This window comes from Arthrobacter sp. zg-Y844, from assembly GCF_024385465.1.
Taxonomy (GTDB): Bacteria; Actinomycetota; Actinomycetes; order Actinomycetales; family Micrococcaceae; genus Arthrobacter_B.
This window is the reverse complement of record NZ_JANFLS010000002.1, coordinates 131,086-156,014: the sequence shown is the minus strand read 5'-3', so window position 1 is coordinate 156,014 and position 24,929 is coordinate 131,086. Positions and strand designations below refer to the sequence as shown.

The following is a 24,929-nucleotide window of genomic DNA, read 5'->3' as shown; positions in this document are numbered from 1 at the left end:
AACATGACCACTGGCGAAAAAACCATCTCCAAACGGTCATTGAGTGCCGTTACCAACCGGGTGACCGGAGTCCTGCGCGTCACCCGCTTCCAGCTCGCCTTCAAGGCCACCCTCGCTGTCGGCATCGCCTGGACACTTGCCCCGCACGTGCCGGGGGTGGCTTCGCAGTACCCGTATTACGCTCCGCTGGGTGCCATTGTCAGCATGTACCCCACCGTCTCCGGTTCCTTCCGCACCGGCATGGAAACCCTGGCCGGCCTGGTGACCGGCATGCTTTTGGCGCTGGGGGCCCTGCTGATCGGCACCCCGAATGTCTGGACCATTTCCGTGATCGTCGGCATTGGCGTGCTGCTCGGCGGGTTGAACTTCCTGGGGGCGTCCGGCCGGGAATACGTGCCGATGGCTGCGCTGTTCGTGCTGCTCCTGGGCGGTGATGATCCGGACGGCTATTCGTTCGGCTACGGCGTGCAGATGCTGGTCGGTGTCGTTGTCGGGCTGGGCGTCAACGCCCTCGTCTTCCCGCCCCTGCACCTGAACGGCGCCGTCAACGGGCTGGTCACACTGCGGAAATCGCTGGCACGGCAACTGCGGGACATGGGAACGGCGCTGGAGGAAACCTGGCCGCCCAAACACGAGGACTGGTCCCAGCGCGAGAGCGAACTGGATACCCTGACCAAGGAGGTCCGGGAAGCCGTGGAGCTGGCGGACACCAGCCGGCACGGAAACATCCGCAGCCGCAAGTACAGCCGTGATTTCACTGCCGACTACCGGGCGCTGCGGGCCATGGAACGCGCCACCCGGCATGTGAAGGACATGACCGAAGTCCTCACCGACGCCATCTGGCGGAATCCGCAGAACGTCGCTGTCCCGGCCGCCCTGACCGTACCCCTGGCCAAGGCAGTAAACGGCTGTGCCGAAGCGGTGGAGGCCTGGGATCCCGAAAGCGAGGAGCACTCCACGGCAACCCAGGCGCTCGTGGAGCTGGTGCGCCTGGTCAACACCTCGGGCTCGGCCGACAGCCCCGTGGATGCGACGGCCGCCCTGGCCATGGACCTGCGCCGCATCCTGCGGATCATCAACACGGAGTCCGACGGCGACGCCTAGGTCCGCGCCGCCCTTTCCTGCAGCGCGGGCGGACGGTTAGACTCCCCCGCAGCAGGGACCGCAACCAGGCCGCGCCGCACGAAGGATGACGCCGGACAAGGGACAGCGCCGTGAAAATTGTCGTTACCACGCCCACGGGGCACGTTGGTTCCCGGGTCTTAAGGCTGCTCATCCAGGCAGGCGTCCGGCCGACGGCCCTGCTGCGCGACGCCTCCCGGCTGGAGCCCGGGCTCCGGGGGTTCTGCGATGTGGTGGAGGGCAACCAGGACGATGAGGACGCCGTCCTGCGTGCCACCTTCGGCGCCGATGCCCTGTACTGGGTGGATCCGCCCAGTGATGACGACGACCCGCTGGACGGCTATGAGCGGTTCGGGGAGACGGCCGCCGCAGCGGTGACCGCCAATGCCGTTCCGCGCGTGGTGTTCCAGAGCAGTGTGGGGGCCGAGGTCCGCAGCGGGTTCGGTGAAGTGGACGGCCTGGCCCGCACGGAAGTACTGCTGAACGGTACGGGCGCGCACGTGACGCACCTGCGCTGCGGCTATTTCTTCACGAACCTGCTCGCTGATCTGGACTCCGTGCGCGCCGGCGTGCTGACCACCATCCTGCCCGTCGAGCACCGGATGCCGTGGGTCGATCCGCGGGACATCGGGGACGTTGCGGCCGGGCGGCTGCTGGCCACGGACTGGCACGGCAGGCGCACCCTCGGGGTTCTCGGCCCGCAGGACCTCTCGTTCCGTGAGGTTGCCGCGGTTGTGGGTGCCGCCGTCGGCCGCCCGCTGGCCGCACTGCAGATATCCGAGACGGAGTATGCCGGCATGCTGCGCGGGGCCGGACTAACGGAGGCCAGGATCGAGGGGATCCTGGGGATGTCGCGCGGCCAGCTGGACTTCACCCCGGAAGACCCCCGCAGCCTGGTGACCTCCACCCCCACCGCCCTGGCGGCGTGGGCTTACGATGTCCTTCGCCCGGCCCTGAATCCGCAGAGCTAGTACACGGGAAATTACCCCCTGGAAGCCGGTTTCAGGAAATTAATTGCATTCCCCAAAAAGCCTGAAATAAAGGGCATCCAAGGGCTGGCGGGCCCTCCGGGAACGCGTCTTCTTATTGACACTGCCCGGCGGAAAAGCAAGACTTCGAAATGTAAACACAGATTGAACTGCGATTCATAAAGCACCATCCGTAGGGGTCAGCCGCCCGGAAATCGGGTTAGACAACATGGAGGGCCTCCCCACTAAAAAGGGGAACCAATGTTAATGAAAAAACGCAGAATTGCACTGCCGGCATTAGCCGTATTCTCACTTGCCGCTATATCCTTGTCGGGTTGTTCAACAGCAGATACGGCGGAAGGCTCCGCTGTCTCGGAGACCCCGGCAAGCCAGAGCCCGGGAGCCGACCCGTCCGAGTCCGCGCTCCCGGTCGCAGCGCCGGATCCGGGCGCAGCCGTCCTGGTCGTCCAGACCAATAGCCGGAACGGCGGCGTCCGCGCCGTCCGCGGTCTCAAGACCGAGGCCGAGGCCGTCACTCTGCAGGCAGCCTGCGCCCAGACCGGCACCATGACCATCGAGCTGGCCAGGGTAGGACCAATGGAGCTCTCATGCGGGCCGGATGCGAACAACCATTCGCTTACCGTGGACATCAGGCCCGCCGCAGGGGTGCTCGATGTGGACGTACACGGCACCGAAGGCGTTCCTTGGGGAGTAACGATCACTGAGGCGGAACTGCCCTAAACCGCAAACCGGCTCGTGCCCTGGGACCTCCCAGGGCACGAGCCGGTTCTCGAAAGCGGGAAAACTACCCCTCGTCGGTCAGCAGCCCGAGCTCCGCGAGCTGACGGGCCATCCCGGCGCCGTCGGGCGCGTAGATCCAGGGGACGTCCACGGGGGTCTCCCCCGGCTTGCCCGTCCGTCCGCCGGCCAGCACCGCTTCGCCGGCCGACAGCTGGCGGATGGCAATGGCCCGGACGTTTTCCGGGTGGCGCTGGGCGAAGTCGGCGTAAATCTCTTCGTCATGCTGGCCGTTATCGCCGATCAGCAGCCACTTGATGTCCGGGAATTCCTGGGCCAGCCGTTCCAGCTGGCTGCGCTTGTGCGCCTGGCCGCTGCGGAACCAGCGGTCCGTGGTGGGACCCCAGTCGGTCAGCAGCAGCGGACCGGCCGGATACAGGTTGCGGGTAATGAACCTGGTCAGCGTAGCGGCGACGTTCCAGGCGCCGGTCGAGAGGTAGAGCACCGGGCCCACGGGGTTTTCCCGTGCCAGGCGGTCCATCATCACCGCCATTCCCGGTGTGGGCGTACGGGCGTGCTCATCGAGGACAAAGGTGTTCCAGGCTGCCAGCATCGGCCGTGGAAGTGCGGTGACCATGATGGTGTCGTCAATGTCCGACACCACGCCTACCTCGGCGGCCGGATCCACCACGTAGATCGGCGCGGTGGTTTCCTCGCCGTCTTCGGAACGAAGCAGGACGGTAGTCCAGCCCGGAGCAAGATCCGCAGGAAGGACGGCGTCAACCACTCCTCCCCGGTCCGCGGTGACCACATGCTTCTGGTCGCCCACAACCACGGTGACCGTGGCTTTGTTGACCGGCGGGCTCATGAAGTTCCGCCAGCCGCGGATGCCGTCGGCGATCGCCTTGGACGCCATCGACTTTTCAGCGCCGTCAAAATAACCGGGCTTGGCCAGGATGACCCGGCCAAGTACGCGCACCCATTCCGTGGAGCCGTATCCGGTGAAGGGAAGGACTATCTGCACGTCCCCCCGCTTCCGGGCACGTTCATCGCGCCATGCATGCAGGGAATCCTCCATGCGCATGCCGAGGTGGGCCACCGGAGTTTTGTCCGCCGGACGGTCTGCGGGGTTTTTTGTCATATTCCTAGTCTGTCAGATGCTTCGATCGCAGGTATTTGCCGTTGCTCCGGCGGATCAGCACGCTAGATGCGGTACTTTGACCGGACCGGGCAGTCGAACGGATCCCGGGCGGAGAGCCCCACCTCGTTGAGGTACCGGACCACAATGGCGTAGGACTGCACGAGCGTGGTCTCGGTGTAGGGGATGGAGTGCTTGGAGCAGTGTTCCTTCACCAGTTCGCTGGCCCGGGCCAGCGACGGCCGGGGCATGCTCGGGAACAGGTGGTGCTCCACCTGGTAGTTCAGTCCACCCATCAGGGTGTTCATGCCGCGGCCCACGATGTTCCGCGAAGTCAGAACCTGGCGGCTAAGGAAATCGACCTTGGAGTCCCTGGGGAGAATCGGCATGCCCTTGTGGTTCGGGGCGAACGAAGCACCCATGTAGACACCGAAAACTGCAAGCTGCACGCCGATGAAGGCGAAGGCCATTCCCACCGGCAGGAAGAAGAACACGGCAGCCAGGTACAGGCCCAGACGGGTGAAGACCATGACCAGTTCGGAGATGCGTCCCTTGACCTGCTTGTTCGCGAACAGGTGCTTGATGGACGTCGCATGCAGGTTGATGCCCTCCAGCATCAGCAGCGGGAAGAACAGCCATCCCTGGCGGCGTGCGAACCAGGCCATGAAGCCCTTCTGCCGTGCCGCCTGCTCCGGAAGGAAGGAGATGGTGTCCATGTCGATGTCCGGGTCCTTGCCCACCGTGTTGGGGTTGGCATGGTGCCGGCTGTGCTTGTTCATCCACCACTGGTAACTGATGCCGACGACGGCGTTTGCCACGAACTTACCGGCCCGGTCATTAGCCGGCCCCGATTCGAACACCTGGCGGTGCGAGGCCTCGTGCGCAATAAACGCTAGCTGCGTCAGGAGGATGCCCAGCGCCGCGGCGATGAGCAGCTGGAACCAGCTCTCCCCGATAAAGAAAGACCCTGTGGCGGCGGCAACCAGGCCGATGCACAGGAACACGAAAGTGGTGATGTAGAAAGAGCTCCGGCGCTTCAGCAGGCCTTCGTCACGGACGGCTTTAAGCAGTCCGGAGTAGGTGCTGGTGACGTTATTCCGGCGCGGCTTCTTTTCGCTCGGGACTTCTTCAACGGGTGCAGTGGAGGATGCGGTTAAACTCATGCGGCCTTCTGGTGGTGTACGACTTCCCAGTCGGCGTGGCGAGCGGTTTCGCTCTGCGGATGTGACCACCCTAACCCGGAAGGCTGGTGTTTGTCTGTGACATTGCGCTGCGGCTGCCGAGCGTTGCGTGCTGGAGGGTGCGGCATTCCGCGTTTAGGGTGGGTGCAGACAACGGAGGTCACCATGGGTAACCGCAACGACGCCGGGACTCCGGCTCCCCCTCTGCAATTGTTCCCGCCCGGCTTGCCGGGAACACCGGACCCATCCTCAACAGCCGTGTCCCCTCCCTGGCTGACCCCCGAAACCTATTGGCCCGCATTGTCGGAGGCCACCGCGGCCCTGCCGGCACCGGTGGCGGTGCTGGGGCTGGAGGCTCTTCGGTCCAACGCTGCGGACCTGCTCCGGCGCGCCGGCGGCATGCCCCTGCGGATTGCCAGCAAGTCCCTCCGCGTCCGCGGCGTCATAGAGGCGCTGCTTCAGCTCCCCGGTTTTCGGGGCGTTTTCGGTTACACACTCCCCGAAGCCCTGTGGCTGGCGGAGCGGTGCACGGATGTTTTAGTGGGATATCCCAGCACGGACCGGACGGCTCTCACCCGGCTGCTGGGCGACGAACGGCTGGCCGCCCGGGTGACCCTGATGGTCGACGACGAGTCCCAGCTGGACCTGATAGATGCCCTGGCACCGGCGGGCAAGCGCCCGGAGGTGCGTATCTGCCTGGATGCGGACGCCTCCTGGCAGGCGCCGGCGCTGGGCTTCATCGGCACCCGGCGGTCTCCCCTGCACACCCCGGACGACGCCGTCCGACTGGGCCGTCGGATTGCCGCCCGCCCCGGCTTCCGGCTGGTGGGTTTGATGATGTACGAAGCCCAGGTGGCCGGCGTGGGCGACGCGGTTCCCGGGGCAGGCCCGCGGAATGTCCTCATGCGGCACCTGCAGCCGCGGTCCATGGCCGAGCTCCTCGGCCGCAGGCAGCTCATTGCCGGGCGGCTGCGCGATCTGGCCCCGCTCGAATTCGTGAACGGCGGCGGCACCGGCTCCATCGAAGCCACGCGCGCGGACCCGGCGGTCACCGAGATAACGGCCGGTTCCGGACTCTTCGGCGGACACCTGTTCGACAACTACCGTGCGTTTACGCCGGCCCCTGCCGCCGCCTACGCGTTCGACGTCGTCCGCCGTCCGACGTCGGACACCGCCACCGTGCTGGGCGGCGGATGGATCGCCTCGGGGCCGCCGGGAGCCAGCCGCCTTCCGCGTCCGGTCTGGCCGGCGGGCCTGCGTTTCCTCCCGCGGGAAGGGGCGGGAGAGGTACAGACTCCCCTGCACGGTGCGGCTGCCGGGATGCTGCGTCCCGGTGACCGCGTCTGGTTCCGGCATGCCAAGAGCGGCGAGCCGGCCGAACACCTCAACGAGTACCAGGTCGTGGACGGCGGGAAGATCGTGGACACGTTGCCCACCTACCGCGGCGAGGGGAAGGCGTTCCTGTGAGGGCGGCGGGCGCCGGGTGGGAAAACTGGGGACGGAACGTTACTGCGGAGCCGCTTCGCGTGGAGCGCCCGCTCGATACCGCCGGCCTGCAGCGTTGCGTGGCCGGCGCGGCCGGCGCCGGGCAGCGGGTCAAGGCCGTAGGGGCGGGCCACAGCTTCACCGACATTGCCGCCACCGACGGCGTCCAGCTGGACCTCAGTGCCCTGCAGGGGGTAGTCGCCGTGGACACCGGAAGGTGCCGGGTGCGGCTCCGGGCCGGCACCCGGCTGCATCGGATTCCGGCACTGCTGGAACCGTACGGACTGGCAATGCCGAACCTCGGCGACATTGACCGGCAGTCCATCGCCGGTGCAGTTTCCACCGGGACGCACGGAACGGGTGCCGGGTTCGGCGGAATGGCCACCCAAGTGGCGGGCGTGACCCTGGTCCAGCCCGACGGCGGCCTGCTCAGCGTGGGCAGCGGGGATCCCCTGCTCCCGGCCGCCGCCCTCGGACTGGGTGCCCTGGGTGTCATCGCCGACGTCACCCTCCAGTGCGTACCCGCATTCGTGCTCCAGGCCGAAGAACGATCCGAGCCCCTGGCGGATGTGCTCGAGGGACTGGACGACCGGGTGAAAGCAACCGACCATTTTGAGTTCTACTGGTTTCCGCACACCGACCGCGCTGCCACCAAGGCGAACACCCGCCTGCCCGGTGCTGCCCGCTGCCGTCCGCCCGGTCCCGCTGCGCGCTGGATTAACGACTCCCTGCTGGCAAACACCGTGTTCCGGGGTACCTGTGCCGTAGGCAGTGCGGTACCGGCGGTTGTCCCTGCCGTGAACGCCGCCGCGGCACGGCTGCTCGGCGGCCGGGACTATTCGGACGCTTCGGCGCGGGTCTTCACCACCCGGCGCAACGTGAGGTTCCGGGAAATGGAGTACGCCGTCCCGGCGGACCGCCTGGGCCCGGCCTTCTCCGCCCTCCGGGAGCTGATCGAGGAGCGCCGCTGGCGGATCTCTTTTCCCGTGGAGGTCCGCTGGGCGGCGGCCGATGACCGCTGGCTGTCCACCGCCTACGGCCGGGAGACCGCCTATATAGCCGTGCACCGCTATTACCGGGAGGACTTCGCCGAGTACTTCGACGCCGTCGAGGAACTTATGCTCGCCCACGGCGGGCGGCCGCATTGGGGCAAGCTGCATTCGCTCCAGGCGGCGGCACTGGCGGAGCGGTACCCGCGTTTCAGGGACTTCCTGGCGGTACGGGAGCAGCTGGATCCGGGCCGGGTCTTCGCGAACGCCTATCTGGACCGGGTGCTGGGCGCCTAACGGCCATCGCGCCGGAGGCACCGTACGATGGTCTGCAGCCGACCCGAAGGAGTGCCGTGACCGCCGCGCCCGCCCAAAGCCAGACCACCGTCCTGCCCCGCTCGTGGTGGTGGGGATTCCTGCCTTTCGCAGCAGCCTCTGCCGTTCATGTCGGGGCGCGGGCAGTCGAAGCCACCGACATCGCCGAACCCACCAAACTCACCCTGATGCCGCTGCTTGCCGTCGCCGCCCTCTGGGGCGCGCGCGGCGTCGTCCGCGGGCCTGCCGGCCGGATGCTGCCGGCGGCACTGCTGCTTGCGGCCCTGTTCTTCTCCTGGATCGGTGACGGCGCCGCCGCGTTCTTCCCGTCGGCACCGGAACTGCCGGTAATGCTCGGCTCCTTCGGCCTGGCCCACGTCTGTTATATCTGGCTCCTGGCGGGGTACGCCGCTGCCGGACGAATCCCGCGGTGGGCACTGGTCTTCCCGCTGTGGTGGGTACTGATGCTTGTGGTGCTGTGGCCTGCACTGGGCGGTCTGGCCCTGGCCGTGGCCGCGTACGGCATTGTCCTCGCCGGCACCGCGGCGACGGCGGCGCGCTGCCGGCCGATGGTGGCCGCCGGCGGCCTGCTGTTCCTGGCCTCGGACACGATCCTGGCCGGCCGGATCTTCCTGCCCGAGCAGATGCCTGACTGGACCAATCCCCTTGTCATGCTGACCTACTGTGCGGGGCAGGCCCTTATTGTTGCCGGGGTGCTTCGGACCTGGCGGGACGGACGCTGAGGGTCCAGCCCCCCGTGGAAACGCCTCAGCCCTCCGCGGGCCGCATCATCGGCGGGCTGAGGTACTCGTCCTTGACGGTGAATACCGCTGCGGGGGCACCCTTCCCGCGGAGGACCTTGCGTCCGGTGTCCCGCAGGGCGCCGGTCATCTTCCGGGTGAAGTTCCCGGCGTCGAGCTTGTCGGTGTTCCACACGGCCTGGTACACGCGGCGCAGCTGGTAGAGGGCAAATTCCTCAGGCAGAAGCCTGGCTGCGGTGAGGGTGTATTCGATCTTGCCGGCAAGGCGGTCCAGGGCCGCGGTGAGGATCTCGCGGTGGTCGAAGGCCAGCGCCTCATTGGCGAGGACGTCATATACCGGCATCCACTGCGCGGCTGCAGTGTCGGTGCCCGGGTTCAGCACGGGCAGGGCGCTGCCGTCGGTTGCGAGCAGCGCCAGATGGGCGACGGACACAACGCGCATCCGCGGGTCGCGAACAGGTGAGCTGTAGGTGGCGAGCTGCTCGACGTAGGCGCGGTGCGCACCCAGGTCCAGTCCGGTTTCCTCCTGCAGCTCACGCCACGCAGCCGTGAGGGCATCCTCATCCGGCCCCACGAAGCCGCCGGGCAGAGCCAGGGCACCCTTGAAGGGATGCCCTCCGCGGCGGACGAGCGCTGCATGGAGGGTGCTTCCTTTGACGGCGAAGACGACCAGATCCACGGTCAGCGCAACGGAGGGATACTCCCTGGGCGCGTAGTCCTGAAGGAACTGCTCTTCTTCGGTGGCCATCAGGCTCCTGTCAGTACCGTCCGCTTTGCCCAGGGCGGTGAGGTGAAGCGGTTCCGCTGGGCGATGATGAGGTCGATTATCTCAGTTGCCGTGGATATCCGCTCCTCCGGAGTGCCGGAAACAAGGATCCAGGAATGCCCGGCTGCCGTGAGCTCCTCCTTGAACCACTCGGTCATTTCGGCCCGGGGGTGCTCCGGATCGCGCCATCCGTCGTCCTCGAAGGGCACGCCGTCGTGGTCGGTGACGAGGTAGAGGTCGCGGCGGGGCAACCGCTCCACGGCATGGTAGGAACCGTAGCTTTGCTCACCGATGTAGATCCGTTCAAAGAGCGCAGTGGCGATCACATCCGTATCGGCAATGACCAGCGGACACCGCGCCGCTGCTTCGTTTTCCATCTCGTTCTGCCGTTCCCCGATGACGGCGAAATCCTCCGCGGTCCAGACCATGTCGGACAGGACGGCGTCGGGCTTGGTTTCCTGCAGAGCGGCGAACTTGTCATAGGTGTACTGGCGGCCGAATTCGGGAACGTCGACGAGCTCGGGGAAGCTCGCCCGGTAGTGCTCGGTCAGTGCCCGGGCGAGGGTGGTGGTGCCGGCGGACTCGGCTCCGACCACGATGATTCGCACGGCCATGTCCTGCCGGGCACCTTTGATGATGTTCCGCCAGGCTGCGCCGATGTCGTCCCGGCAGAGGGTGCCGCTGACGGGATAGGCGGTGCGGAGCCTGTCCACCATGACGTGGGCCGCGCCGAAGTCCTGCGCGAGTTCGCTGCCGTAGTCCTCGGAGCTGAAGACGGCGTCGACGGCTGTGATGCCCTTTAGCTTGAGGGCGATGCGCAAGGCCTCGTTGTGTGCCTTCCAGATGGTCCGGGAGTTGTAGTCCACCGGGCAGTCGTCCGGCATCCCGATGACCGTTACGTTCGTCTCTGCGAACTCGGCGGCAAGCCACTTCACCCGGTCTTCAAGGGCGATACTCTCGAACCGGCTGCCAAGGATGACGACGGCGAGCCTTGTGCACTGCTCCGACGCCCGGGCGATGAGGTGCCGGTGGCCGACGTGCGGCGGATAGAACTTGCCGATCACGACACCCTGGCCAAACAGGCTCATGCCGGTATCTTTCCGGCCTCGGCAGCCGGGCGGACGGCCGCGGTGCGGGTGCGCTTCCAGTCGATAAGACCGTAGACGCAGAGGGCGGTGAAACCGATGTAGAGGATGGCGGTGAGGTTGAGTCCGCGGGAGAAGTACAGCGGAACACTGACGAGGTCGATGGCAATCCAGACGTACCAGTGCTGGAAGATCTTCTTCGCCTGTCCGTAGGTGGCCAGGAGCGACGCGGCCAGGACGAAGGCATCGGGCCAGGGAACCTCGGAGTCGGTTCCGTGCGTGAGGATCATGGCGATCCCCACGGTGGCCAGGACGACGGCGGCGATACCGGCAATAATCTCGTTCCGGCTTGCGTCGCGGATCGGCAGGTCGCTTTTCTGCTCCGTATCCTTGGCGCCGCGGACCCAGTTGTACCACCCGTAAACGGCGACGCCGGCGAACACGGCCTGCAGGAGGGTCTCGCCGTAGAGCCCGGCCCCGAAGAAGAGAACCATAAACGCGATGTTGTTGATGATGCCCACGGGCCAGTTCCAGGCCTTCTGCCGGGCGACGCCGTAGACGCAGGCAGCACCGGTGACGAACCCGATGACTTCGATCCAGCTGACGGGTGCTCCAAGCAGGGATGCTGCCGGCGAGTTCATCCAGTCCAGTACTGCATTCATGACGCTCTCCTGATTTATTGTCAGTGTGACAATGAGTAGCCTAAGGCCGATGGTGAGAGAACGGAAGACCTGCCGTGGACCAGTATTGAGAGCTACGTCACAACAAACCGGAGCATTCCGGGCACTAAAAAACCGCTGGACACAGGATTTCCCGTGTTCCAGCGGTCTTGTTGGTGGAGCTGAGGGGACTCGAACCCCTGACCCCCTGCATGCCATGCAGGTGCGCTACCAGCTGCGCCACAGCCCCGAACTTTCAGTGATTTTCCACCGCAAACCCTTCGGTCTCCCGAAGGTTTTGGTGGAGCTGAGGGGACTCGAACCCCTGACCCCCTGCATGCCATGCAGGTGCGCTACCAGCTGCGCCACAGCCCCAAAACTAAAGGTTGTTTACTTCACTTTCCCGTTCACCGGGGCGAAGCAACTCCTCTACCTTAGTACAAATCAACAGGAGCGCAAAATCCACTCAGCGCTCCCCTGACGGGCAGGAAAGAGGGTCTTTCAGCCCTCCACCGGGCCGCTGGGAAGCGAGTCCAGCCCCACGTTGTGCTGGGCCAGGTGCCAGGCGGAATTCCCGTGCCGGTCCGGGATTTCCTGAAGGACCGACCAGTGGCAATTGGATACCCCCGAGATGACCGCCCAGGACTCCGTAGGCAGGCCGAGCAGCGCGCAGATTCCGGCGCGGATCGCTCCCCCGTGGCTTACGGCCACAAGCGTGCCGCCGGCAGGCAGTTCCTGGACGGCCTCCCCCACTGCCTCGGCGACCCGCCGGCCGACGTCGACGCGCGTTTCCCCGCCGCCCGCCCGGGCGCTGCCTACTCCCGCCGACCAGGCGCTGAGCAGCGGTGCGTCCTGCTCCGCGATCTGTGTGAAGGTACGCCCTTCCCACGTGCCGGCAAATGTTTCCCGCAGGCGTTTGTCCTCCGCCACGTCAAGACCGGTCTCGGCGGCCAGGACCCTGCCTGTGCCCAGGGCACGGCTCAGGTCCGAGGAAACTATCGCGTCGGGTTCGAGGAACCGCAGCACTGCCGCCGCCTCGGCAGCCTGCCGCAGGCCGGTGTCGTCAAGGGCAATATCCTGCTGCCCTTGGAAGCGCCCCGCCCGGTTCCATTCCGTACGTCCATGGCGCCAGAAAACCACCCGGCGCGACGCGGAATCCGGATCCCAAGGGGCAGGGGCGCTCATGGTCACAGGCTATTCGGACTCGGCGCCGGCAGGAGCGTCTTCAAGCTGGAGGTCAACCTCGGGGCAGTCCTTCCACAGACGCTCCAAGGCGTAGAACACGCGGTCCTCCTCGTGCTGGACGTGCACAACGACGTTGGCGTAGTCCAGCAGGACCCAACGGCCTTCGCTGCGTCCTTCACGGCGCACGGGCTTGAGGTCCATCTTGGACAGTTCCTCTTCGATGCCGTCAACAATGGCGTTGACCTGGCGCTCATTCGAGGCCGAGGCAATGAGGAAGACGTCGGTGATGGCAAGCCGTTCGCTCACGTCGATTGCGACGATATCGTCCGCAATCTTGGCCGAGGCCGCTTTGGCCGCCGCCCGTGCAATGTCGATGGAAGATTCGGTGGCGCTCAAAGTGTGTCTCCTTGGGGTAATCGGTCAGCCGCCAAGGCCGCCGACGATCATTAGTACTCCGACGATCAGGGCAAGTGTGCCCAGACCTGCAACTCCGGCGGCCGCAAAACGCAGCCTCCGGGTACGGCCGAGTCCGGCCGTCATGACATCTAGGGGGTCAAGCCCGAAGGCACTGCGGGCACCGATGGGGGCCGCAGCTTCCTCGGATTCAACCGGTTTATTGACCAGCGCATCAGCGCGGGCGAGGATCCGTGAATGGCGCACGTCCGTGGCGCCGACGGGTACCCGGCGCGGCACGGACGCCGGACGCTGGGCAGGAACCGCCGGCAGGGGCCGCGCGGCAGCAGCCTCCGGATCCACCACCGGCGTCGACGAGGTGACAATGGGAATGTGCGAGGTCTGCGGCGCCTTCATCACGGGATGTTCCATCCCCGGGACCTTCACGAACTCGAGCGGCGTCACCATCGCCAGGTTGTGGGCAGTACTCGGGTCGCTCGGCGACGGTTTGCGCTGCTCGTTTTCCTGCGACAGTTTCTCGATGGCGCGGGTGCGGCGGTTCAGTACCTTGGCACGTTCGGCCAGGGCCTTCTGCTGGGCCAGCAGTTCCAGGTCCACGGCCTGCGGATCATCAACCTGCAGTGCCTCCATGGCCGCAACATGGTTGCGGGCCTGTCCCTCCAGTGCCTGGCGGGCAGCCAGGGCCTGTTCCACGCTCATACCCTCGACGTCGGCGTTCGGGTCGGTGCCGGCAGCGGGACCGGCGGCCGGACCTTCCGTAACGGCGGGAGTTGCCAAAGCCGGTGCCGCGCGGCGGCTCTGCTTTCGGGATGCCCGAGAGCTCAATTCCTGCTCGTCCTGCGTTTCCGCAACCTGCCGTTCCGAAGCCTTAAGTTGCGGAGCCTTGGGCTCCGGGACCTGGGACTCCGGTTCCGCGTCCGTACCCGCCAAGGACGATTGCCGGCGTCGTTCCCGACGCAGCGACGGACCGGCAGGTGCCGGTGGAGACGGTTCGGAAGAGACCGGTCCGGTTGCCTCCGGCGAGGCCGGGACATCCGCGGGCAACTCAGCCGAGCCGGCCCCGGTACCCGCAGCTGCAGCACGCTGTTGCTGCTGCAGCCTCAGCTGGCGGCGGGTGGGCGGCGCAGTCTCAGGGTCACGGCGCTCCGGCGTCTCTGCCAGGGCCTTGTACGCACGCAGCGCTTCCCGGTCCCGGGCACGCTGCTGGGACTCACGTTCCCGCGGCCCGGCCGGGGAATCCACGGGTACGTCGGCCGCCCGGCGGCTGCGCCGCGGCGCGGACTCTGGACCGTTAGTCATTTCCTACCCATCCGGTATGTGTATTTACGCTACTGGTTCTGTTTCGGTTTCCGCGGAGTTCGGAGCCTGCCTGTCGGCGGCGTACAAACGGTGCTTCGCGATGTACTGCACTACCCCGTCCGGGACGAGGTACCACACGGGGTTGCCTTCGGCCACGCGGCGCCGGCAATCGGTCGACGAAATCGCCATGGCCGGCACGTCCAACAGGAAGACGTCATCCCGGCCGACGTTCTCCAGAACGTGCCCCGGCCGCGTCACCCCCACGAACCGCGCCAGTGACCACAGCTCCTGGATGTCTTTCCAGGACAGGATCTGCGCCATGGCATCGGCGCCGGTAATGAAGAACAGGTCAGCCTCGGGCCTTGCCGTCTTCAAGTCACGCAGAGTATCAATGGTGTACGTAGGGCCCGGCCGGTCGATGTCGACGCGGCTCACCGTGAACCGCGGGTTCGATGCCGTAGCAATGACCGTCATCAGGTACCGGTGCTCGGCCGGACTCACCTGCTGGGCGGCCGGCTTATGCCACGGGTCGCCGGTGGGGACGAAAACCACTTCGTCCAGATCGAACGTGGACGCAACCTCACTCGCGGCAACCAGGTGGCCGTTATGAATGGGGTCGAACGTTCCACCCATGACTCCGAGGCGGAATCTGCGCTTTCCGTTGCTTTGTGTCCGCTGCGGTTCACCCATGGGGAAGAACGCCTCCGCTGACTCCACGTACGGGGTCAGTCCCGGATGGCCTGGCCGTGGTCATGCTTGTCGGGGAACTGGCGCTGGGGGTCAACGTGCTCCGGCTCGGCCGTGTGGCGGTTGCCCACATTGGAGAAGGACACCGTGATCAGCATCAGCAGCAGCAGCGCCGCAAAGATCACTCCGCCGTAGACGTACGGAGACGCCGGCAGTTCAACGTGGTGTTCTTCGGCAGCAGTAAACACGGCGCCCGTAAGCTGGATCAGCATGTATCTCCCCTAGAGATCGATAGGTTCCGCCGGGCAGCCGGCGGAACGGGTTCTTAGTCAATGGTACGCGTAACGGAGTGCACATCGCAGCCGGACCCGTCGCCGGGCGCTGGACGGAACTAGTCGCGGATCTGCCCGTCGCCCTGGATGATCCATTTCGTGGTGGTCAGTTCCCTGAGCCCCATGGGGCCGCGCGCATGCATTTTCTGCGTGGAAATTCCCACCTCGGCGCCGAGCCCGAGTTCGCCCCCGTCCGTGAACCTGGTGGAGGCATTGACAATCACCGCCGCGGAATCGATCTCCGCAATGAACCGCTCCGCATTGGCAAGGTCATTGGTGATGATCGCTTCAGTGTGTCCGGTGGTCCAGCGCCGAATGTGCTCCAGCGCGTCATCGAGCGTGTCCACTACCGCCACGGCCAGGTCCAGGTCCATGTACTCACGCCCCCAGTCGCCGTCGTCGGCTTTTTCCGCGCTGACTCCGGCGGGCAGCAGTTCCATGGCGCGGGGGTCGGCGTGCAGGCGGACGCCGGCGGCGGCCAGCGCCGCCAGGACATCGCGGGCAGCCGGAGCACCCTCGTGGATGAGCAGGGTCTCGACGGTATTGCAGACGCTGGGGCGCTGCGTCTTGGCGTTGAGCAGGATATCCACTGCCATCTCCACCGGCGCCGTCCGGTCCAGGTAGATGTGGACGTTGCCCTCCCCCGTCTCGATGACGGGCACGGTGGCGTTGGTGACGACGGACTGGATCAGGGAGCGGCCGCCGCGCGGAATCAGCACGTCCACCCGGCCCCGGGCCTTCATCAGGACGGTGGCGCCTTCACGGCCGTACTGGTCAACGCTCTGCACGGCATCGGCGGGCAGGCCCGCTTCCTCGAGGGAGTCACGGATGATCTCCACGAGGACGGCGTTGGTGTTCTCCGCGGCGCTGCCGCCGCGCAGGAGAACGGCATTGCCGCTTTTCAGCGCCAGTCCGGCAATATCGAGGGTGACGTTGGGGCGGGCCTCGTAGATCGCGGCCACCACGCCCATCGGAACATGCACCTGGCGCAGCCGCAGGCCGTTGGGCAGCGTCTGGCCGCGGGCTACGGATCCCACCGGATCCGGCAGCCCGGCCAGGTTCTCCAGCGCTGCGGCCAGCGCGGTGATGCGTGCCGGCGTCAGCGACAGCCGGTCCAGCATGGCCGCGGAGGTCCCGTTGTCCCGGCCTGCCGCCACATCGCGGGCGTTGGCCGCAAGGATGGCGGCCTGTTTCGCATTGACGTTCTGCGCAATCTGGCGCAGGGCGCGGTCCTTCCAGGCACGGTTGGCCCGCGCCAGGCGCCGGGCAGCCGTGCGGGAACGGTCGGCAAGGGCATGGACCTGGGCTTCCACGCCGTTGTCCGTGCCGGCAGGTTCCAGGTCAGCCTCTGTTGTGTTCACGGAAGTCATGACCCCAGTGTAGGCCCGGTCCCGGCATCCGGCGCGGGTGCCGGTGCTTCGTTGGGGTGCAGGAGAACGAGGTCGTTTACGTGGACCACCGCGCGTTCATAGCCGCGCCCCAGCTCGCGGGATAGTTCCCGGGTGGAGCGGCCGAGCATGGTGGGCAGTTCGTCCGAACCGTAGTTGGTCAGGCCATGGGCAATCACGCGGCCCGCGGTATCGGCCAGGGCAACGGCGTCACCGGGTTCGAACTGCCCCTTGACAGCAGTGATTCCTGCCGGCAGCAGCGAACGGTGCCGGTCCCCCACCGCCTTTGCGGCGCCGTCGTCGAGCACCAGGGTGCCTTGGATGCGGGCGAGGTGGGCGAGCCACAGCAGGCGGATGGACCGGCGCCGGCCGCGGGTGGTGAACCAGGTGCCCACGTCTTCTCCGGCCAGCGCGGCGGCCGCGTTGGCCGTGGACGTGACCAGTGCCGGGATGCCCGATTCCGCGGCAATGGTGGCTGCTTCGACCTTGGTTGCCATCCCGCCCGTACCGACGCCGGCCCTTCCCACCTTGCCGATCCGCACGTCCGCCAGGTCCTTGGGACCGGTGACTTCGGGGATGCGGCGGGCACCCTCGGACGGCGGACCGTCGTAGAGGGCATCGACGTCGGAGAGCAGGATCAGCGCGTCGGCCTTCACGAGGTGCGCCACCAGGGCGGCCAGGCGGTCATTGTCGCCGAAGCGGATTTCGTGGCTGGCGACGGCGTCGTTCTCATTCACGATCGGCAGGACACCGAAGTTCAGCAGCCGTTCCATGGCCCGGTGCGCATTGGCGTGATGGGCTCGGCGCATCAGGTCCTCGATGGTGAGCAGCACCTGGCTGACCGTGACACCGTGCACACTGAACGCCTGCGTGTAACGCGCCATCAGCAGGCCCTGGCCCACGCTGGCGGCAGCCTGCTGGGAGGAAAGCTGCGCCGGACGCTTGGTGAGGCCAAGCGGCGCCAGCCCGGCGCTGATAGCGCCGGAGGAGACCAGGATGATCTCGGTTCCCTGCGCATGCCGGGCGGAAAGCACGTCGGCCAGGGACCGCAGGGCAGAGTCGGAGATCCCGCCCGCCACGGAGGTCAGGGACGAGGAACCTACCTTGACCACCACCCGGCGGGCCCGGGCAAGCCCGGAGCGGGAAGTCAACGCACGGCGGGCAGGAGAGGCGAATTCGATGTGTTCACTCATAACCTGCCCAGCCTATGCGCTGCGCCCCGTCCCCACCGGGAAGATGAAGGCGTTACTCCGCTTCGTTACCCTCGACGTCCGCAGGACGGGACGAGTGCTTGTAGTTCACGGACTCGGTCCAGATGCCTGCCTTGCGCTCGGCTTCGAGCTCGTCCCGGGCGGCAGCCCGGGCTTCCTTGCGCTTCTGGTGGTCGCCGCGCTTTTCCTCGCGGGTGGGGCGGGAGAAGTCTTCGACACGGATGTCGCTGCCACGCGGGGAGGCGGCAAGCAGTTCCGCACCGCCGATCATCGTGGGCTCCCAGTCGAAGACGACGCCGTCGCCCTCGCCGATGACCACGGCGTCACCGGGCTTGGCGCCTTCCTTGAACAGTTTCTCCTCCACGCCCAGCTTGGCCAGGCGGTCCGCCAGGTAGCCCACGGCTTCGTCATTGGTGAAGTCGGTCTGCTGGACCCAGCGAACCGGCTTCTCGCCCAGGACGCGGAAGAGCGGCTCAAGGTTGCGCTCCTCGCGGCGGATCAGGAAGCCGCCCTTGTAGTTGACGCCGCGCGGCTTCAGGACCGGCGGCTGGATGCGCGGCGGAGCCTTCTCCACGGCGTCCCGTGCTTCCTTGACGATGGCAGCCATGGCGAACCCGAGCTCACGCAGGCCTTCATGGCTGGACGCGGAAACCTCGAACACGCGGTAGCCGCGCTTCTCCAGTTCCGGCCGGACGAACTCGGCCATGTCGCGGCCGTCAGGAACGTCGACCTTGTTCAGTGCGACAAGGCGGGGACGGCGGTTCAGCGGCACGACGTCGCCGTCGGTGCCCGCGTAGCTCATGTCCACTTCGTACTTCTCGAGCTCGCGCTCAATGACTTCCAGATCCCCAATGGGGTCGCGGTCCGTTTCCAGAGCGGCACAATCCAGCACGTGCACCAGGGCGGCGCAGCGTTCCACATGGCGCAGGAAGTTGTGGCCCAGGCCCTTGCCTTCCGAGGCGCCTTCAATCAGGCCGGGAACGTCGGCGACGGTAAAGCGCACGTCACCGGACTGGACAACGCCCAGGTTCGGGATCAGCGTGGTGAAGGGGTAATCGGCGATCTTCGGCCGGGCCGCGGAGATGGCCGCAATCAGCGAGGACTTGCCGGCCGACGGGAAGCCGACCAGTGCAATGTCGGCGATGGACTTGAGCTCCAGGACAATGTCGGACTCTTCGCCGGGCACGCCCAGCAGCGCGAATCCGGGAGCCTTGCGCTTCTGTGAGGAAAGCGAGGAGTTGCCCAGGCCGCCCTGGCCGCCGGCGGCGGCGATGTACTCGGAGCCCTCCCCAACCAGGTCCGCCAGGACCTCGCCGGCCTTGTTCTTGACGACGGTGCCGTCCGGCACGGGGAGGATCAGCGTCTCGCCGGTCTTGCCCGCGCGCCAGTCGCCCATCCCGTTGCCGCCGTTGGTGGCATGCCGGTGCGGGGCGTGGTGGTAGTCCAGCAGGGTGGTGGTATTCGAGTCAACGCGCAGGATGACGTCGCCGCCGTCGCCGCCGTTGCCGCCGTCGGGCCCACCCAGGGGCTTGAACTTTTCACGCTTGACGGACACGCAACCATGGCCGCCTGTACCGCCCGAAACATGCAGCACTACGCGGTCTACAAAGCTGGCCATGGTTCTCCTTCAAAGGAACTTCTTGATCATGCCAATTCTACTTGGCTTAAAAAACGACGGGGCGGGCCATCAAGGCCCGCCCCGTCGGAAAAGCTAAATGCCGGTGATTACTCGGCGGCTGCAGCAGCCACGATGTTCACGACGCGGCGGCCACGACGGCTGCCGAATTCAACTGCGCCTGCTTCCAGGGCGAACAGGGTGTCGTCGCCTCCGCGGCCAACGCCCTCACCCGGGTGGAAGTGGGTGCCGCGCTGGCGAACGATGATTTCGCCTGCCTTGACAACCTGGCCGCCGAAACGCTTTACGCCGAGGTACTGGGCGTTGGAGTCGCGACCGTTGCGAGTGGAACTCGCACCTTTCTTATGTGCCATTTCTTTGCCTGCCTTTGCTAACTGATATTGAAACCCTCAGGCGGGATCACACCCGCGTTCCCGGCCCTGGGGCCGGCAGGAGAATCAGGAGTTGATGGACGTAACCTTGACCTTGGTCAGCGAGGAGCGGTAGCCCTGACGCTTCTTGTAGCCGGTCTTGTTCTTGAACTTCTGGATAACAATCTTCGGACCCCGGAAGTTCTCGACGATTTCTGCAGTCACGGTAACCTTGGCCAGGTCCTGTGCAGCAGAGGTGACCTTGTCGCCATCAACCAAAAGCAGGGCAGGCAGCTCAAAGGTGCTACCGGCTCCACCGGGGACGCGGTCCAGGGTTACGAGGTCTCCGACGGAAACCTTTTCTTGGCGGCCGCCAGCGCGGACAATCGCGTACACCACTTGGGAACTCACTTCTCTCGACGTTTAATACTTGGATGCGCATTTAGCTGGGACCAGATTGGGCCTGCCTTGCGCCATGCAGTTCCGCCTAAGCCGATAAACGGTTGGAAGGCGTTCGCACCGAAGTTCAAGGCTACGCTAATGGTCCTATAACCCGCAAATGCGGCGCCTGCACACGGTATATGCAGCCGTACATATGCACTCGGACCAAGGGCGCCACCGAACCGGTGCCACTGCTCGATGTCTACTTTATCCCATGATGCCGGTGTTCCGGGCATCGGCGCCACGGCGGGTCCATGGCACGGGCTTAAAAGCCTGCGGGCGGCCCGGCCCCTAAGGGACAGGCCGCCCGCAGGCAGTGGTACGCGGGGCTACAGCTCGGAGGCGGGTACGCCAACGCCAAGGATCACCGGAGCCGCAGCACCGGTCTTTTCCTCACGGGCAACCGGCGGCTTGCCGGCCGCCGTAACCGTATGCCGTGCCGGCGTGGAGGAAACTGCTTCCCCTGCTGCCGGTGCCAGGACCTCGGCGGCACCCTGCGGGCTGCTGGCTGCCCTGCGGCGGCGTGCCGGGCGGGCCGGTGCCTCCGGTGCGGATGCCTGCACTGCAGCCTGCCGGGTGGACTTCGGCTCCTGCGCCTGGGCAGCGGGCTCCGGATCGGCGGCCGGCTGCACGGGCTGGGACACGGCCGAGGCGACCTCGTTGAAGGCTTCGGTCAGGCTTTCGAGGGTCAGGACGGGTTCTTCCTTCACCTGGCGGCGCCTCTGGCGGCGGGGAACCACTACAGTTTCCCCCTGGATGTTCAGCACGGCCCCCGGCTCGGTGTCGGACTCATCATCGGCTGCCTCATTCGCGGCCGGTACCGACGATCCCGCGTCGCCGTTGGCGGCTGCGTCAACCACCTCGTGTGCGGCGGCGGTCGCAGCGGCAATGCTGGCCAAGGCCGCGCGGGCGGCTTCGGCCTTCGCCTGCCGCTCGGCGTCTTCCTGTACCGGTTCCTCAGCCTGCGGCTGCTCTTCCGCTGCCTGGACGTTGCCGTTCTGTCCGCGGCTGCGGTTGCGCTTACGGTCCCCGCGGGACTGCTTTTCCTGCTTGAGGTGCTGCTGGTGGTTATCATCGGCAACCGCGTGGCCGTTGCCGGCCGGCGTGTGGCTGGTGCTGCGGCGGTGCTCCACGGGTACGTCCTGCGTGACGACGCCGCGGCCGTCGCAGTGCTCGCAGGTCTCACCGAAGACCTCGAGCAGGCCGGTGCCCATGCGCTTGCGGGTCATCTGGACCAGGCCCAGCGAGGTAACCTCGGCGACCTGGTGCTTGGTACGGTCCCGGCCCAGGCACTCCACGAGACGGCGCAGCACCAGGTCGCGGTTGGCTTCAAGGACCATGTCGATGAAGTCGATGACGATGATGCCGCCGATGTCGCGCAGACGCAGCTGGCGGACCACTTCTTCGGCCGCTTCGAGGTTGTTCTTGGTGACGGTTTCTTCCAGGTTGCCGCCGCTGCCGGTGAACTTGCCCGTGTTGACGTCCACCACTGTCATGGCTTCGGTGCGGTCAATCACCAGGGAGCCGCCCGAAGGCAGGAACACCTTGCGGTCCAGCGCCTTGGCAATCTGCTCGTCGATGCGGTGCGCCGAGAAGATGTCCTCGTCCTTGGTCCACTTCTCGAGGCGTCCCACCAGGTCCGGAGCCACGTACGTGACATAGGCCTCGATGGTGTCCCAGGCCTCTTCACCGGAGACCACAAGCTTGGAGAAGTCCTCGTTGAAGACGTCGCGGACCACCTTGATGGTCAGGTCCGGTTCGCCGTACAGGAGTTCCGGCGGCAGCGTCTTGGTGGACGTGGACTTGGCTTCGATGTTCTCCCACTGGGCGCGGAGGCGGTTGATGTCATTCATCAACTCTTCCTCGCTGGCACCTTCAGCGGCAGTGCGCACAATGACCCCGGCGTTTTCCGGCAGGTGGTCCTTGAGGATCTTCTTGAGCCGGTTGCGTTCGACGTCGGGCAGCTTGCGTGAGATGCCGGTCATCGAACCACCCGGGACGTACACGAGGTAGCGGCCGGGCAGGGAAATCTGGCTGGTCAGGCGTGCACCCTTATGGCCCACCGGATCCTTGGTGACCTGCACCAGGACCGAATCGCCGGACTTCAGCGCCAGTTCAATACGGCGCGGCTGGCCGTCCAGGCCGGCGGCATCCCAGTTGACCTCGCCGGCGTACAGCACGGCGTTGCGTCCGCGGCCGATGTCCACGAAGGCGGCCTCCATGCTGGGCAGCACGTTCTGGACCTTGCCGACGTAGACGTTGCCGATCAGGGAGTCCTGCTGGGTGTTGGAGACAAAGTGCTCGGCGAGGACGCCGTCTTCCAGCACGCCGATCTGGATCCGCTCGTCACGCTGGCGGACAATCATCTGGCGGTCCACGGACTCACGGCGGGCCAGGAACTCGGCCTCGGTGATTACGTGGCGGCGCCGGCCCGACTCGCGGGACTCGCGGCGGCGCTGCTTCTTGGCTTCCAGCCGGGTCGACCCCTTGACGCTGGTCACGCGGTCCGAGACCGGAGCCTCGGCGTGGGCGCGCGGTGCACGCACCCGGGTGACGGTGTTGGGCGGATCATCGTCCGCTCCCCCGGTCAGTTCCAGATCGGCGTCCCCGCGGCGGCGACGACGACGACGGCGGGAGGTTACGCCGTCGGACTCGGAGTCCTCGGGACCGGTCGCTGCTTCTTCTGCACCGGCTTCCTGCCCGTTTCCTGATTCCGAACCCTGGCGGCTGCGGCCGCGGCGGGACCGGCGGCGGGACCGGCCGGAATCGTCGCTGCCCTCCGCCTCGTCTGTATCTTCGGCTTCGGCGGGCTTGGCCACCGGCACGGAACGCACAGCGGTAAGGTCCGGGGCGTGGAACAGCACCGACGTGGGCGATTCCGGTACCGAGAACGGATCCAGCGCCGAGGTGGGCCCTGCGGCTTCAGCCTTTGCAGGCTCCTGGTTCTTGGCGGGGGACTCTTCCTTGGCGGGTGCTTCAGCCGCGGCGGGCAGCACAGGCTCGGCCGGGGTTTCGGCGGGTTCCGCAGCAGCGGACACGGCCGACTCAGCCGAGCGTGCCGGGCCGGTCGGCGTGCTGGCGCGGCGGCGCGTCCGGGTTTTCGGTGCAGCGGCTGCTTCGGCAGCGGGTTCGGCAGTGTTGGTGGACTCCGGACCGGCAGCCAGCGTCACTTCGTCGGCAGCAGCGTTCTCAACGGCAACGGCATCCACGGCAGGCTTCTTGGCCGGGCTGCGGCGCCGGCGCACTGTCTTGGCGGGAGCTGCTTCAGCGGAGGCGGTTTCGGCAGCTGCGTCAGCGGAAACCGAGTCCGCAGCGGCGGAAGCGGTCTCGGCAACGGCCTCGGGGGTCTCTTCGGGCGGCATGACTGCTTCGGCGGCCGGTGCTGCCTTCTTACGGGGGGTGCGTGTGCGCTTGGGCTTCTCAGCGGCGGGCGCGGGGGTTTCCGGCTGGATGTCCGCCGCTGCCGTTTCGGCTTGCGGCGCCTCCGCTGCGGACTGCCCTGCGGGGGACGCAGCGGGGACAGACTTACGGCGGCTGCGGGTGGCCTTTTTTACGGGTGCCGGCTGCTCGCCCTGCTGCACGGGAAGATCCCCTGCCGCTGCGGTTTCCACAGGCAGTTCATTGGTTCCATTATTCTGATTAGTCATGTAGGCCTATGCTCCGGCCCTGCGGCACTGGCCACATTCCAATGCCCCAAGGCAATGTGTCGGCTGTGCGGTGGCATCGCAGCCTGCCCGCCAGCCGGAAGTCGTCTGGATGTCATTCGAGGTCGTGCCAGCTGTGGGGCGCGGTATCACTCGAAGACCAGCGGCGCTTTTCCTGCTACCCCTGCGGAACGGATAATTTTCGTTACGGCTGTTCTGGGTAGGTCTGGCCGGCGGATTCCCTGGTTCCCATCCGGATTGATGGGCCAACTACACGGGAAGCGTCACCGGCAGAACCGGAAGCCTGTCGCTGGACCGGCGACGGAATGTGGTTCCGTTGTCAGCCAAGCTTCATTATCGCATACGGCCGCCTTTTTGGCCCGTCCCTGCGCATAGACTCGACGCAGATAGTTACTTCCGACAGCTACTCCGTAAGGAGCTTCCGTGCCCTCCAGCGCAGCCCGTCCATCATCCGGCGCCACCCCGGACGAAGCCGCCGATCCCCGGGACCAGGCAGCCGCTGCCGTCCGTCCGGAACGCCGGTCCTTTGCCTGGACGCTCCTGGTCACCTCGGTAGTCGGTTGGGTCGCGTCCGGCATCCTCGTGATTGAACGCCTCCACGTGTACGCGGACGCCGACTACATCACCAGCTGCGACATCAGCCCGTGGGTCTCCTGCGGAACGGTGTTCCAGACCTGGCAGGCGGCCATCTTCGGCTTCCCCAACCCGCTGATCGGCATCGTGGCCTTCGCCGTCGTCATCACCACTGCCATGGGGCTGCTGGCGGGTGCCCGGTTCTCCCGCTGGTACTGGATCGGACTGCAGATCGGCGTCACCCTCGGCATGGTGTTCGTGGTCTGGCTGTGGAGCCAGGCACTGTTCGACATTTACGTGCTGTGCATCTACTGCATCGTGGTGTGGGCGGCCATGATTCCGCTGTTCGTCTTCACGACCATCCGCAACCTGACGGCCGGCACCATCCCGGCGCCGGCCGGCCTGGTCCGCTTCCTCACGGACTGGGCGTGGCCGATCGTCGTTCTCCTCTGGGTCGCGACGGCGGCGTCCATCTTCTTCCGGTTCCTGAACTCCTTCCTGGGCAGCTAGACCTCCCCCGGAGTTTCAGCGGCCTTGGGTT

23 protein-coding genes and 2 tRNA genes are annotated in these 24,929 nt (G+C 66.5%); 7 read left to right on the top strand and 18 right to left on the bottom strand.

Features of this window, described 5'->3' with window-relative positions:
- The first annotated feature begins 3 nt into the window (after window positions 1-3).
- From NNX35_RS07480 to NNX35_RS07470, 3 genes are all read left to right on the top strand, one after another.
- Window positions 4-1,104 carry an aromatic acid exporter family protein gene (locus tag NNX35_RS07480; protein WP_255862905.1) on the top strand — a complete coding sequence of 367 codons (1,101 nt, stop codon included), beginning with the start codon at window positions 4-6 and terminating at the stop codon, window positions 1,102-1,104.
- A gap of 110 nt (window positions 1,105-1,214) precedes the next feature.
- On the top strand, window positions 1,215-2,093 hold the full coding sequence (locus NNX35_RS07475) for an NAD(P)H-binding protein (RefSeq protein WP_255862904.1): 879 nt from the start codon (window positions 1,215-1,217) through the stop codon (window positions 2,091-2,093).
- Window positions 2,094-2,417: 324 nt separating this feature from the next.
- A complete protein-coding gene (locus NNX35_RS07470) occupies window positions 2,418-2,831 on the top strand; it encodes a hypothetical protein (RefSeq protein WP_255862903.1) in 414 nt (137 codons plus the stop codon).
- 64 nt (window positions 2,832-2,895) lie between these two features.
- Here the strand turns inward: NNX35_RS07470 and NNX35_RS07465 are convergent, their stop codons facing one another.
- Both NNX35_RS07465 and NNX35_RS07460 read right to left on the bottom strand, forming a co-directional pair.
- Window positions 2,896-3,969: an App1 family protein gene (locus tag NNX35_RS07465; protein ID WP_255766428.1), complete on the bottom strand. Its 1,074-nt coding sequence runs from the start codon at window positions 3,967-3,969 to the stop codon at window positions 2,896-2,898.
- 62 nt (window positions 3,970-4,031) lie between these two features.
- Window positions 4,032-5,129, bottom strand: coding sequence for an acyl-CoA desaturase (locus NNX35_RS07460; RefSeq protein WP_227921104.1), 1,098 nt, complete (start codon window positions 5,127-5,129; stop codon window positions 4,032-4,034).
- Window positions 5,130-5,405: 276 nt separating this feature from the next.
- On the opposite strand from NNX35_RS07460, the gene NNX35_RS07455 reads away from it, so the two are divergent.
- The 3 genes from NNX35_RS07455 to NNX35_RS07445 are packed head-to-tail and all read left to right on the top strand — an operon-like array spanning window position 5,406 to window position 8,679.
- Window positions 5,406-6,614: an amino acid deaminase/aldolase gene (locus tag NNX35_RS07455; RefSeq protein WP_255867400.1), complete on the top strand. Its 1,209-nt coding sequence runs from the start codon at window positions 5,406-5,408 to the stop codon at window positions 6,612-6,614.
- On the top strand, window positions 6,611-7,918 hold the full coding sequence (locus NNX35_RS07450) for a D-arabinono-1,4-lactone oxidase (RefSeq protein WP_255867399.1): 1,308 nt from the start codon (window positions 6,611-6,613) through the stop codon (window positions 7,916-7,918). Before NNX35_RS07455 ends, NNX35_RS07450 begins: the two co-directional genes overlap by 4 nt.
- A gap of 56 nt (window positions 7,919-7,974) precedes the next feature.
- Complete coding sequence (locus NNX35_RS07445; RefSeq protein WP_255766431.1) at window positions 7,975-8,679, top strand: lysoplasmalogenase; 705 nt, start codon at window positions 7,975-7,977, stop codon at window positions 8,677-8,679.
- Window positions 8,680-8,704: 25 nt separating this feature from the next.
- Here the strand turns inward: NNX35_RS07445 and NNX35_RS07440 are convergent, their stop codons facing one another.
- The 16 genes from NNX35_RS07440 to NNX35_RS07365 form a co-directional block, all read right to left on the bottom strand.
- On the bottom strand, window positions 8,705-9,445 hold the full coding sequence (locus NNX35_RS07440) for an NUDIX domain-containing protein (RefSeq protein WP_255867398.1): 741 nt from the start codon (window positions 9,443-9,445) through the stop codon (window positions 8,705-8,707).
- Window positions 9,445-10,551 carry an AAA family ATPase gene (locus tag NNX35_RS07435; RefSeq protein WP_255766433.1) on the bottom strand — a complete coding sequence of 369 codons (1,107 nt, stop codon included), beginning with the start codon at window positions 10,549-10,551 and terminating at the stop codon, window positions 9,445-9,447. Before NNX35_RS07435 ends, NNX35_RS07440 begins: the two co-directional genes overlap by 1 nt.
- A complete protein-coding gene (gene pnuC / locus NNX35_RS07430; RefSeq protein WP_255766434.1) occupies window positions 10,548-11,210 on the bottom strand; it encodes a nicotinamide riboside transporter PnuC in 663 nt (220 codons plus the stop codon). The genes NNX35_RS07435 and pnuC overlap by 4 nt, the downstream gene beginning before the upstream one ends.
- A 171-nt stretch (window positions 11,211-11,381) precedes the next feature.
- Window positions 11,382-11,457 (bottom strand) — tRNA-Ala (locus tag NNX35_RS07425).
- Between the two features lie 49 nt (window positions 11,458-11,506).
- Window positions 11,507-11,582 (bottom strand) — tRNA-Ala (locus tag NNX35_RS07420).
- A 126-nt stretch (window positions 11,583-11,708) separates the two neighbouring features.
- On the bottom strand, window positions 11,709-12,392 hold the full coding sequence (locus NNX35_RS07415) for a histidine phosphatase family protein (RefSeq protein WP_255766435.1): 684 nt from the start codon (window positions 12,390-12,392) through the stop codon (window positions 11,709-11,711).
- 9 nt (window positions 12,393-12,401) lie between these two features.
- Complete coding sequence (rsfS, locus tag NNX35_RS07410; RefSeq protein ID WP_227921091.1) at window positions 12,402-12,788, bottom strand: ribosome silencing factor; 387 nt, start codon at window positions 12,786-12,788, stop codon at window positions 12,402-12,404.
- Window positions 12,789-12,812: 24 nt separating this feature from the next.
- Window positions 12,813-14,105: a hypothetical protein gene (locus NNX35_RS07405; protein ID WP_255766436.1), complete on the bottom strand. Its 1,293-nt coding sequence runs from the start codon at window positions 14,103-14,105 to the stop codon at window positions 12,813-12,815.
- Between the two features lie 24 nt (window positions 14,106-14,129).
- Complete coding sequence (nadD, locus tag NNX35_RS07400; protein WP_255766437.1) at window positions 14,130-14,795, bottom strand: nicotinate-nucleotide adenylyltransferase; 666 nt, start codon at window positions 14,793-14,795, stop codon at window positions 14,130-14,132.
- 35 nt (window positions 14,796-14,830) lie between these two features.
- Window positions 14,831-15,064 carry a hypothetical protein gene (locus NNX35_RS07395; RefSeq protein ID WP_227921083.1) on the bottom strand — a complete coding sequence of 78 codons (234 nt, stop codon included), beginning with the start codon at window positions 15,062-15,064 and terminating at the stop codon, window positions 14,831-14,833.
- Between the two features lie 119 nt (window positions 15,065-15,183).
- Window positions 15,184-16,494: a glutamate-5-semialdehyde dehydrogenase gene (locus NNX35_RS07390; RefSeq protein ID WP_255867397.1), complete on the bottom strand. Its 1,311-nt coding sequence runs from the start codon at window positions 16,492-16,494 to the stop codon at window positions 15,184-15,186.
- Window positions 16,491-17,705 carry a glutamate 5-kinase gene (gene proB, locus NNX35_RS07385; RefSeq protein WP_255867396.1) on the bottom strand — a complete coding sequence of 405 codons (1,215 nt, stop codon included), beginning with the start codon at window positions 17,703-17,705 and terminating at the stop codon, window positions 16,491-16,493. The genes NNX35_RS07390 and proB overlap by 4 nt, the downstream gene beginning before the upstream one ends.
- Window positions 17,706-17,757: 52 nt before the next feature.
- The gene (gene obgE, locus NNX35_RS07380; RefSeq protein ID WP_255766441.1) at window positions 17,758-19,341 is read right to left on the bottom strand and encodes a GTPase ObgE; all 1,584 of its coding nucleotides are present in this window, start codon (window positions 19,339-19,341) and stop codon (window positions 17,758-17,760) included.
- Window positions 19,342-19,448: 107 nt separating this feature from the next.
- The gene (gene rpmA / locus NNX35_RS07375; protein WP_104053918.1) at window positions 19,449-19,712 is read right to left on the bottom strand and encodes a 50S ribosomal protein L27; all 264 of its coding nucleotides are present in this window, start codon (window positions 19,710-19,712) and stop codon (window positions 19,449-19,451) included.
- A gap of 84 nt (window positions 19,713-19,796) precedes the next feature.
- Entirely contained in the window at window positions 19,797-20,108 is a 312-nt protein-coding gene (gene rplU, locus NNX35_RS07370; RefSeq protein WP_146361875.1) for a 50S ribosomal protein L21, read from the bottom strand.
- A gap of 371 nt (window positions 20,109-20,479) precedes the next feature.
- Window positions 20,480-23,797: a ribonuclease E/G gene (locus NNX35_RS07365; RefSeq protein ID WP_255867395.1), complete on the bottom strand. Its 3,318-nt coding sequence runs from the start codon at window positions 23,795-23,797 to the stop codon at window positions 20,480-20,482.
- A gap of 441 nt (window positions 23,798-24,238) precedes the next feature.
- Between NNX35_RS07365 and NNX35_RS07360 the strand changes: the two genes are divergently transcribed.
- Complete coding sequence (locus NNX35_RS07360) at window positions 24,239-24,898, top strand: vitamin K epoxide reductase family protein (protein ID WP_370646989.1); 660 nt, start codon at window positions 24,239-24,241, stop codon at window positions 24,896-24,898.
- Window positions 24,899-24,929: the final 31 nt, after the last annotated feature.